Genomic DNA, 8,696 nt, shown 5'->3' on the forward strand with positions numbered 1-8,696 from the left:
GAATCCGTATCTTCGAGTGCCCACACAGATTGTCTGATAAATTGTTAAAGAGCAGTGCAACGCGGCTTTCGCTCACCGTTGCGAGGTGGCGTATATTACGCTTTCCTCTTTTTGAGTCAAGCCTTTATTTTCGCTTTCCTCACAGACTTCTTAACGAAGCCTTTCTGACCCGGCGGCCTGTATACCGTTGTTCCGTGTCAGTGGTGGCGCATTATAGGGAGTTATTAGAGCCTGACAAGACCTAAATGCAAAAAAAAGCTCAACCGTTCACTTTTCAAACAACATTTGAACCAAAAGCCTATTTTCGCCTGGTTTTTAAACAAAAACGAGCCCGTCAGGGCCCGTTTTATTCAAATTTGTGACTTACTGCACTGCCACAATACGATCATCATTGGCTTCAAGGCGAATCACTTTGCCAGGAACCAGTTCACCAGACAGGATTTGCTGCGCCAGTGGGTTTTCGATCTGCTGTTGAATAGCACGTTTTAACGGACGCGCCCCGTAGACCGGATCGTAACCGTTGGCGCTCAACAGTTTCAGCGCCTCGTCGGAGATATGGATTTCATAACCACGTTCTTCCAGACGTTTGTACAGACGCTGCAGCTGGATCTGAGCAATAGAAGCGATGTGTTGTTCACCTAACGGATGGAATACCACAACTTCATCAATACGGTTGATAAATTCCGGACGGAAGTTTTGGCTAACCACACCCAGCACCATCTCTTTCATTCGACCGTAATCCAGTTCGCCAAAGCGCTCCTGAATGAGATCGGAACCGAGGTTAGAAGTCATAATGACCACCGTATTACGGAAGTCGACCGTTCTCCCCTGCCCGTCAGTCAGTCGACCGTCGTCCAGCACCTGCAACAGAATGTTGAATACATCCGGATGCGCTTTTTCCACTTCATCCAACAAGATGACGGAATAAGGGCGACGGCGCACCGCTTCCGTCAAATAACCGCCTTCTTCATAGCCGACATATCCCGGAGGCGCCCCGACCAAACGAGACACGGAGTGTTTCTCCATAAACTCAGACATGTCGATACGCACCATCGCGTCGTCGCTGTCGAACATAAAGTTAGCCAGCGCTTTACACAGTTCGGTTTTACCGACCCCCGTCGGCCCCAGGAACAGGAAGGAACCAATCGGACGGTTCGGATCGGACAGCCCAGCACGGCTACGACGTATGGCGTTCGATACTGCTTCAACGGCTTCATTCTGCCCGATCACACGGCTGTGTAACTCTTGTTCCATACGCAACAGTTTTTCACGTTCGCCTTCCAGCATTCTGGCAACCGGAATACCGGTCCAGCGCGCCAGCACTTCGGCAATTTCCGCATCCGTTACTTTGTTACGTAACAGACGCATGGTTTTACCTTCCGACTGGGTCGCGGCTTCCAGCTGTTTTTCCAGCTCCGGAATTTTGCCGTACTGCAGTTCAGACATTCGCGCCAGGTCGCCAACGCGACGCGCCTGCTCGATGGCGATCTTCGCCTGCTCCAGCTCCGCTTTAATAGTTTGCGTCCCAGAAAGCGATGCTTTTTCCGCTTTCCACTCTTCTTCCAGCTCAGAGTACTGACGCTCTTTATCGTCCAGTTCTTCGTTGAGCATATCGAGACGTTTTTTACTCGCCTCGTCAGACTCTTTCATCAACGCCTGCTGTTCCAGTTTGAGCTGAATAATCCGGCGGTCGAGTCTGTCCAGCTCCTCCGGCTTAGAGTCAATCTGCATACGAATGCTGGATGCCGCTTCATCGATGAGGTCGATAGCTTTATCCGGCAACTGACGGTCGGCGATATAGCGGTGAGATAATGTTGCCGCCGCCACAATCGCCGGGTCAGTGATCTGCACATGGTGGTGCAGCTCGTAACGTTCTTTCAGGCCACGCAGAATAGCGATGGTGTCTTCCACTGAAGGTTCTGCGACAAACACTTTTTGAAAACGACGTTCCAGCGCCGCGTCTTTTTCAATGTACTGACGGTATTCATCCAGCGTGGTGGCGCCCACACAGTGCAGTTCACCACGCGCCAGCGCCGGTTTCAGCATATTCCCGGCGTCCATGGCGCCATCAGCCTTACCTGCGCCAACCATCGTGTGCAGCTCGTCAATAAACAGGATGACGTTGCCTTCCTGTTTCGCCAGATCGTTCAGCACGCCTTTCAGACGCTCTTCAAATTCGCCGCGATATTTCGCCCCCGCCACCAGCGCGCCCATATCCAGCGCCAGTACGCGGCGACCTTTTAAGCCTTCAGGGACTTCACCGTTAATAATGCGCTGCGCCAGTCCTTCAACAATTGCCGTTTTACCGACCCCTGGCTCACCGATTAACACCGGGTTGTTTTTGGTACGACGTTGCAGTACCTGAATGGTACGGCGAATTTCTTCATCACGACCAATTACCGGGTCAAGCTTGCCTTGTTCAGCCCGCTCGGTCAGATCGACGGTATATTTTTTCAAGGCCTGACGTTGGTCTTCAGCCCCTTGATCGTTCACGCTTTCACCTCCGCGCATCTGTTCAATTGCCTGAGTGATATTGGCCGTGGTCGCACCGGCTGATTTCAGCAGATCGGTTAACGTGCCGCGAGACTCAAGCGCCGCCAGAACAAACAGCTCTGACGAAATAAAATTGTCTCCCCGTTTTTGCGCCAGCTTGTCGCAAAGGTTCAGTACGCGTACCAGTTCCGAAGAAGGCTGTACGTCGCCGCCGGTGCCTTCCACCTGCGGTAAACGGCTCAGCGCCTGATCGATAGCAGTGCGCAACTGGCCAGCATTAATGCCGGCGGAGGTTAATAAAGGACGTATCGATCCCCCTTCCTGGTTCAGCAAGGCGCTCATTAAATGAAGAGGTTCGATGAATTGGTTGTCGTGCCCCAGCGCGAGCGACTGGGCATCGGCAAGAGCAAGCTGGAATTTGTTAGTAAGACGATCCAGACGCATAACTCCTCCCATAACAGGTCAAAATTGCTACTGGAGATTAAATGAGGTCATCCCTCAATTATTCAAGGTGAATGACCTGAATTATGTGAAAAGAAAGTTACCCGTACCGGATCGTCTTGATTCTTTAGGTTATATCAGCCAAATAAAACTTGCCATACGACCTGTCGTCTTGTCGCGACGATAAGAGAAGAAAGTCTCACTTTCGCTAAAGGTGCAGCGATCCCCGCCATAGACATGTTCAACGCCGGTATTCGCCAGACGTTGGCGTGCAAGCTGATAAATATCCGCCAGAAATTTTTCCCCGTGCGGCAAAAATGCGCTATCGGCTTGCGCATCTTTTGCTAAAAATGCGTCACGCACTTCCGGCCCCACTTCAAACGCGGCCGGGCCGATCGCCGGACCTAACCAGGCGATGATATTTTCTGGTTTGTCAGCAAAGCAGGTGACAGTTTCCTCCAGTACGCCTTCACATAATCCGCGCCAGCCCGCATGAGCCGCCGCCACTTCTGTTCCCTCACGGTTACAGAATAGCACAGGCAGGCAGTCTGCCGTCATTACCGCGCAGACGGTTCCTGGCGTATTGCTGTAAGACGCATCCGCACGTTTGGAGGCATAAGGTTCTCCGGTAAGCCTCAATACATTTTTACCGTGAACCTGTTCAAGCCAGACAGGTTTCGAAGGCAGATTGCCCGCCGCAAACAGACGCTTGCGGTTCTCTTCAACATGCTCCGGGTTATCGCCGCAATGCGCGCCCAGATTCAGCGAGTCGTAAGGCGGTAAACTCACCCCGCCAATACGGGTAGAACTACAGGCTGCGACGCCTTTCGGCAGCGGCCACTGCGGGACAATCAGTGCATTCATAACCAGTCCACATCATCTTTATGATCTTCAAAATCAGCGCGCATCGCATCGATAAGGTCCACCATATCTTGTGGAATCGGCGCGTGCCACTCCATTTCGATACCCGATACAGGATGGTAGAGACGCAGCATTGTTGCATGCAGCGCCTGGCGGTCAAACTTACGCAGCGTGGAAATAAATTCTTCCGATGCGCCTTTCGGTGGACGTGGACGACCACCGTAGACCTGATCGCCCACTAACGGGTGCGTAATATGCGCCATATGCACGCGGATCTGGTGCGTACGCCCGGTCTCCAGACGCAACCTAAGACGCGTGTGCACACGGAAATGTTCCATAATGCGGTAGTGGGTCACCGCCGGTTTGCCCATGGGATGCACCGACATATGGGTACGTTTGGTCGGGTGACGACTGATGGGTTCATTCACCGTTCCTCCCGCCGTCATATGTCCGATCGCGACCGCTTCATATTCGCGGGTGATCTCGCGCAGCTGCAAAGACTCCACCAGGCGCGTTTGCGCCGGAACGGTTTTGGCCACCACCATCAGACCCGTCGTGTCCTTATCCAGACGATGCACAATGCCCGCGCGCGGAACATCCGCAATCGGCGGATAATAATGTAGCAACGCGTTCAGTACCGTACCATCCGGGTTACCCGCGCCAGGATGTACCACCAGATCGCGTGGTTTGTTGATAACCAGAATATCGTCATCTTCATAAACAATATCTAACGGGATATCCTGCGCTTCAAAACGAATCTCTTCGTCGATCTCCGCATCAATAGCCACCCGCTCGCCGCCTAACACTTTTTCTTTTGGCTTATCGCAAAGTTGACCATTGACCAACACGCGCTGATTCAAAATCCATTCTTTTATACGCGAACGTGAATAATCCGGGAACATTTCGGCCAAAGCCTGATCTAAGCGTTGACCGAGTTGGTTTTCGGAGACCGTTGCGGTGAGTTGTACTCGTTGTGCCATATACAGCTTCTTCGTTTAACGTTGGGTTTTACGGCTTTGCCGTTTAATATAGTGTGCTATTGTAGCTGGTCTTAACCGGGAGCAGGAACAGAGAATCTCCCGTAAAACATTTTGAGGAAAGTCAAAACGTCATGACGCGCATGAAATATCTGGTGGCAGCAGCCACGTTGAGCCTGTTTCTGGCGGGTTGCTCGGGTTCAAAGGAAGAGGTGCCCGATAATCCGCCGAATGAAATCTACGCGACTGCTCAGCAAAAGCTGCAGGACGGTAACTGGAAACAGGCAATAACGCAATTGGAAGCGTTAGATAATCGTTATCCATTCGGACCGTATTCTCAGCAGGTGCAGTTGGATCTTATCTACGCCTATTACAAAAACGCCGATTTGCCGCTAGCGCAGGCCGCCATCGATCGTTTTATGCGTCTTAATCCAACGCACCCTAATATTGACTATGTCATGTACATGCGCGGCCTGACGAACATGGCGCTGGATGATAGCGCGCTGCAAGGTTTCTTTGGCGTCGATCGCAGCGATCGCGATCCGCAACATGCGCGGGCGGCGTTCAATGACTTTTCGAAACTGGTACGCAGCTATCCTAATAGCCAGTACACCACCGACGCCACTAAGCGTCTGGTATTCCTGAAAGACCGTCTGGCGAAATATGAATATTCCGTCGCAGAGTACTATACCGCGCGCGGCGCATGGGTTGCGGTCGTAAACCGGGTAGAAGGTATGCTACGCAATTATCCTGATACGCAGGCCACGCGCGATGCGTTGCCGCTGATGGAAAACGCCTATCGTCAGATGCAGCTGAATGCGCAGGCTGACAAAGTCGCGAAAATTATTGCCGCTAACAGCAAAAACACCTGAAGCAATACCAACAAGCAAAACGGCAGCCTTCCGGCTGCCGTTTTTTTATTCGATATCTGATGCAACAGAAATGATTTCACTGCAACGCATCCAGTCAAATATGGCCTGCTTTCAGCCATTCCTCAAGTAAAAGATCGCTTCTTCCTGCGATGCCTCACAAAAAGTTCGCCTTGACAAAAAGTGACAAAATAATGTGATTTACATCACACATTTTGACATTAAGAACGGTATGCTGGAATCACCAAGACGGGAAAGACAAGAGGTAAAATTTATGACAATGAACATTACCAGTAAACAAATGGAAATTACTCCGGCAATCCGCCAACATGTCGCAGACCGTCTCGCCAAACTGGAAAAATGGCAAACTCACCTGATTAATCCTCATATCATTCTGTCTAAAGAGCCACAGGGCTTTATTGCTGACGCCACCATTAATACACCGAACGGACATCTGGTCGCCAGCGCAAAACACGAAGATATGTACACCGCTATTAATGAATTGATCAACAAGCTGGAACGGCAGCTCAATAAAGTGCAGCATAAAGGCGAAGCCCGTCGTGCCACCGCATCGGTGAAAGATGCCAGCTTCGTCGAAGCAGAAGAAGAGTAGTCCCTTACATTGAGTGTATCGCCAACGCGCCTTCGGGCGCGTTTTTTGTTGACAGGATTAAAACAGTACGGGTACTGTACTTACGTACACAAAGGAAACAGTTATGAAGCTCACCCGGTTTTTCTTCGCATTCTTTTTTATCTTCCCCTGACCGGGAGGCGTTTCGTCATGTGATAAAGAATGCGAAGACGAACAAGAAGGCCTCCCCCACCGGGAGGCCTTTTTTATTGATAACAAAAAAGGCAACACTATGACATCGGAAAACCCATTACTGGCGCTGCGAGATAAAATCAGCGCTTTAGACGAAGAGTTACTGGCCTTACTGGCAAAACGACGCGCGCTGGCGATTGAAGTGGGACAAGCAAAACTACTGTCGCATCGTCCGGTTCGGGATATCGATCGTGAACGCGCGCTGCTGGACAGACTCATCCATCTCGGTAAAGCCCACCATCTCGACGCACACTACATTACCCGTCTGTTCCAGCTTATCATTGAAGACTCCGTGCTTACTCAGCAGGCGCTGCTGCAACAACATCTGAATAATACTCACCCTCATTCGGCACGTATTGCGTTTCTTGGGCCGAAAGGCTCCTATTCTCATCTCGCGGCGCGCCAGTATGCTGCACGCCATTTTGAGCAATTTATTGAGAGCGGTTGCGCAAAATTCACCGATATTTTTCATCAGGTCGAAACCGGCCAGGCCGATTACGCCGTGGTTCCGATAGAGAACACCAGCTCCGGCGCTATCAACGATGTGTACGACTTATTGCAACACACCAGTCTGTCGATTGTCGGTGAGATGACTGTCACTATCGATCACTGCGTGCTGGTTTCCGGCGCTACAGATCTGAATACCATCGAAACGGTGTACAGCCATCCGCAGCCGTTTCAGCAGTGCAGTAAATTTTTGAGCCGCTATCCGCACTGGAAAATCGACTATACCGAGAGTACGTCGGCAGCGATGGAAAAAGTCGCGCAGGCAAACTCTCCGCGCGTCGCGGCGCTCGGCAGCGAGGCAGGCGGCATGTTGCACGGTTTACAGGTGCTGGAACGCATCGCCGCAAACCAGACGCAGAATATCACCCGCTTTCTGGTACTGGCGCGCAAAGCCATCAACGTTTCCGATCAGGTTCCGGCAAAAACCACTCTGTTAATCGCCACCGGGCAGCAAGCTGGCGCGCTGGTCGAAGCGCTGCTGGTGCTGCGTAACCACAATCTCATCATGACGAAACTGGAGTCGCGCCCCATTCACGGCAATCCGTGGGAAGAGATGTTTTATCTCGATATTCAGGCGAACCTGGAGTCGCAGGTAATGCAAAGCGCGCTAAAAGAGCTGGGCGAGATCACGCGCTCAATGAAAGTGCTTGGCTGCTATCCCAGCGAAAACGTCGTGCCGGTAGAACCTGCCTGACGTTCAATAAAACGGCTTTTCTTCATCCCTGCGACGGCTACCTGCAGGGTGAAGATGGCGCCGGAGAGCGGATAATCCGCCACTTCCTGAGCAGACATATTTTCTCTGGTAGTTGTAATAAACAGCGTTTTCATATCTGCGCCGCCAAAGCAAACCATCGTCGGACAACGTACCGGCAACCGGTACTCTTCCAGCTGCTCTCCTTGCGGTGAGAAACGCGCCACGCGCCAGCCGTCAAACATCGCGCTCCAGTAGCACCCTTCGCTATCCATCGCCGCGCCGTCGGGAAGTCCTTCTCCTTCGCCAAAATGGCGAAAAAGTTCACGCTTGCCCGGTTCGCCATGCTTATCAAGTAACGTGCGGTATATCACGCCATTCGGCGTATCGGAGGTATACATCCACTGGTTATCCGGGCTGAACGCCAGGCCGTTGTGTCCCTGGATATCGCACTGAATCACTTTTGCCGTCAGGTCATGATCGATCCGCATCAGCAACGCGCCATTATAGTCACCCGGCGCCCAGAACGTTCCGGCATAAAAACGGCCATCGCCATCAGTGCCGCCATCGTTGAAACGCGCCAGTTTCGTATTAGAGGGATTGTCGCAAACCTTACGCTGCAATAATCCATTTTTATCGGCCAGCCAGATAGCATGACGCATGGCCACAATAAATCCGCCCTGCTCACGCAAGGCAAAACAGCCCACCTCTTCCGGAAACGCCAGCACGCTATGCGTCCCGCTCGCCGGATGGTAACGATGGATCTCCTGTTCCAGGATATCGGTCCAATACAGCGCGCTTTCATTCTCGCTCCATGTGGGGCATTCTGGTAAATGTCCGACATAATCAAATAAAAGGTGCGGCGTAGTCATAACGGTTCCTTAAACGAAAAAAGCCAGCAAAGCTGGCTTTTAGTATAGATGTGACCCGTCCTGAATAGCGTTGACACGTTCCAGACTTAAATCCGGAGAACGTGATGATGACTGAGTTCAAACGCACCCAACGCGATTATCCTCTATCCTTTAAAATAGCCG

Annotated in this window: 8 protein-coding genes and 1 other annotated feature; of the genes, 4 read left to right on the forward strand and 4 right to left on the reverse strand. The window is 51.7% G+C overall.

Going from position 1 to position 8,696, the window contains the following annotated elements; genetic code table 11:
• Nucleotides 1-363: 363 nt before the first annotated feature.
• From clpB to rluD, 3 genes are all read right to left on the reverse strand, one after another.
• Nucleotides 364-2,937 carry an ATP-dependent chaperone ClpB gene (gene clpB, locus HV477_RS27130; protein ID WP_001235092.1) on the reverse strand — a complete coding sequence of 858 codons (2,574 nt, stop codon included), beginning with the start codon at nt 2,935-2,937 and terminating at the stop codon, nt 364-366.
• Nucleotides 2,938-3,066: 129 nt separating this feature from the next.
• Entirely contained in the window at nt 3,067-3,798 is a 732-nt protein-coding gene (yfiH, locus tag HV477_RS27135; protein ID WP_000992634.1) for a purine nucleoside phosphorylase YfiH, read from the reverse strand.
• Nucleotides 3,795-4,775, reverse strand: coding sequence for a 23S rRNA pseudouridine(1911/1915/1917) synthase RluD (rluD, locus tag HV477_RS27140; RefSeq protein ID WP_000079130.1), 981 nt, complete (start codon nt 4,773-4,775; stop codon nt 3,795-3,797). Before rluD ends, yfiH begins: the two co-directional genes overlap by 4 nt.
• Before the next feature lie 131 nt (nt 4,776-4,906).
• Here rluD and bamD point away from each other — a divergent pair, with 131 nt between their 5' ends.
• The 4 genes from bamD to pheA all read left to right on the forward strand — a co-directional run bounded on the left by bamD (nt 4,907) and on the right by pheA (nt 7,665).
• The gene (bamD, locus tag HV477_RS27145; protein ID WP_000197660.1) at nt 4,907-5,644 is read left to right on the forward strand and encodes an outer membrane protein assembly factor BamD; all 738 of its coding nucleotides are present in this window, start codon (nt 4,907-4,909) and stop codon (nt 5,642-5,644) included.
• Nucleotides 5,645-5,915: 271 nt separating this feature from the next.
• Entirely contained in the window at nt 5,916-6,254 is a 339-nt protein-coding gene (raiA, locus tag HV477_RS27150; RefSeq protein WP_000178449.1) for a ribosome-associated translation inhibitor RaiA, read from the forward strand.
• Nucleotides 6,255-6,356: 102 nt separating this feature from the next.
• Nucleotides 6,357-6,482: a sequence feature (Phe leader region), on the forward strand.
• On the forward strand, nt 6,358-6,405 hold the full coding sequence (gene pheL / locus HV477_RS27155; RefSeq protein WP_010989056.1) for a pheA operon leader peptide PheL: 48 nt from the start codon (nt 6,358-6,360) through the stop codon (nt 6,403-6,405). Its footprint overlaps the feature before it by 48 nt.
• Nucleotides 6,483-6,504: 22 nt before the next feature.
• Nucleotides 6,505-7,665, forward strand: coding sequence for a bifunctional chorismate mutase/prephenate dehydratase (pheA, locus tag HV477_RS27160; RefSeq protein ID WP_000200080.1), 1,161 nt, complete (start codon nt 6,505-6,507; stop codon nt 7,663-7,665).
• On the opposite strand, the gene HV477_RS27165 is transcribed toward pheA, so the two are convergent.
• Nucleotides 7,626-8,534, reverse strand: coding sequence for an SMP-30/gluconolactonase/LRE family protein (locus HV477_RS27165; RefSeq protein ID WP_114063923.1), 909 nt, complete (start codon nt 8,532-8,534; stop codon nt 7,626-7,628). The two genes, pheA and HV477_RS27165, sit on opposite strands and share 40 nt — an antisense overlap.
• Between the last annotated feature and the right edge of the window lie 162 nt (nt 8,535-8,696).

Origin of the sequence: Salmonella sp. SG203 (assembly GCF_013350575.1) — a bacterium.
Classification (GTDB): domain Bacteria; phylum Pseudomonadota; class Gammaproteobacteria; order Enterobacterales; family Enterobacteriaceae; genus Salmonella; species Salmonella enterica.

Coding starts and splice junctions, on each gene's coding strand:
- clpB (WP_001235092.1), bottom strand. CDS start 2,937: ATGCGTCTGGATCGTCTTACTAACAAATTCCAGCTTGCTCTTGCCGAT.
- raiA (WP_000178449.1), top strand. CDS start 5,916: ATGACAATGAACATTACCAGTAAACAAATGGAAATTACTCCGGCAATC.
- bamD (WP_000197660.1), top strand. CDS start 4,907: ATGACGCGCATGAAATATCTGGTGGCAGCAGCCACGTTGAGCCTGTTT.
- rluD (WP_000079130.1), bottom strand. CDS start 4,775: ATGGCACAACGAGTACAACTCACCGCAACGGTCTCCGAAAACCAACTC.
- HV477_RS27165 (WP_114063923.1), bottom strand. CDS start 8,534: ATGACTACGCCGCACCTTTTATTTGATTATGTCGGACATTTACCAGAA.
- pheA (WP_000200080.1), top strand. CDS start 6,505: ATGACATCGGAAAACCCATTACTGGCGCTGCGAGATAAAATCAGCGCT.
- yfiH (WP_000992634.1), bottom strand. CDS start 3,798: ATGAATGCACTGATTGTCCCGCAGTGGCCGCTGCCGAAAGGCGTCGCA.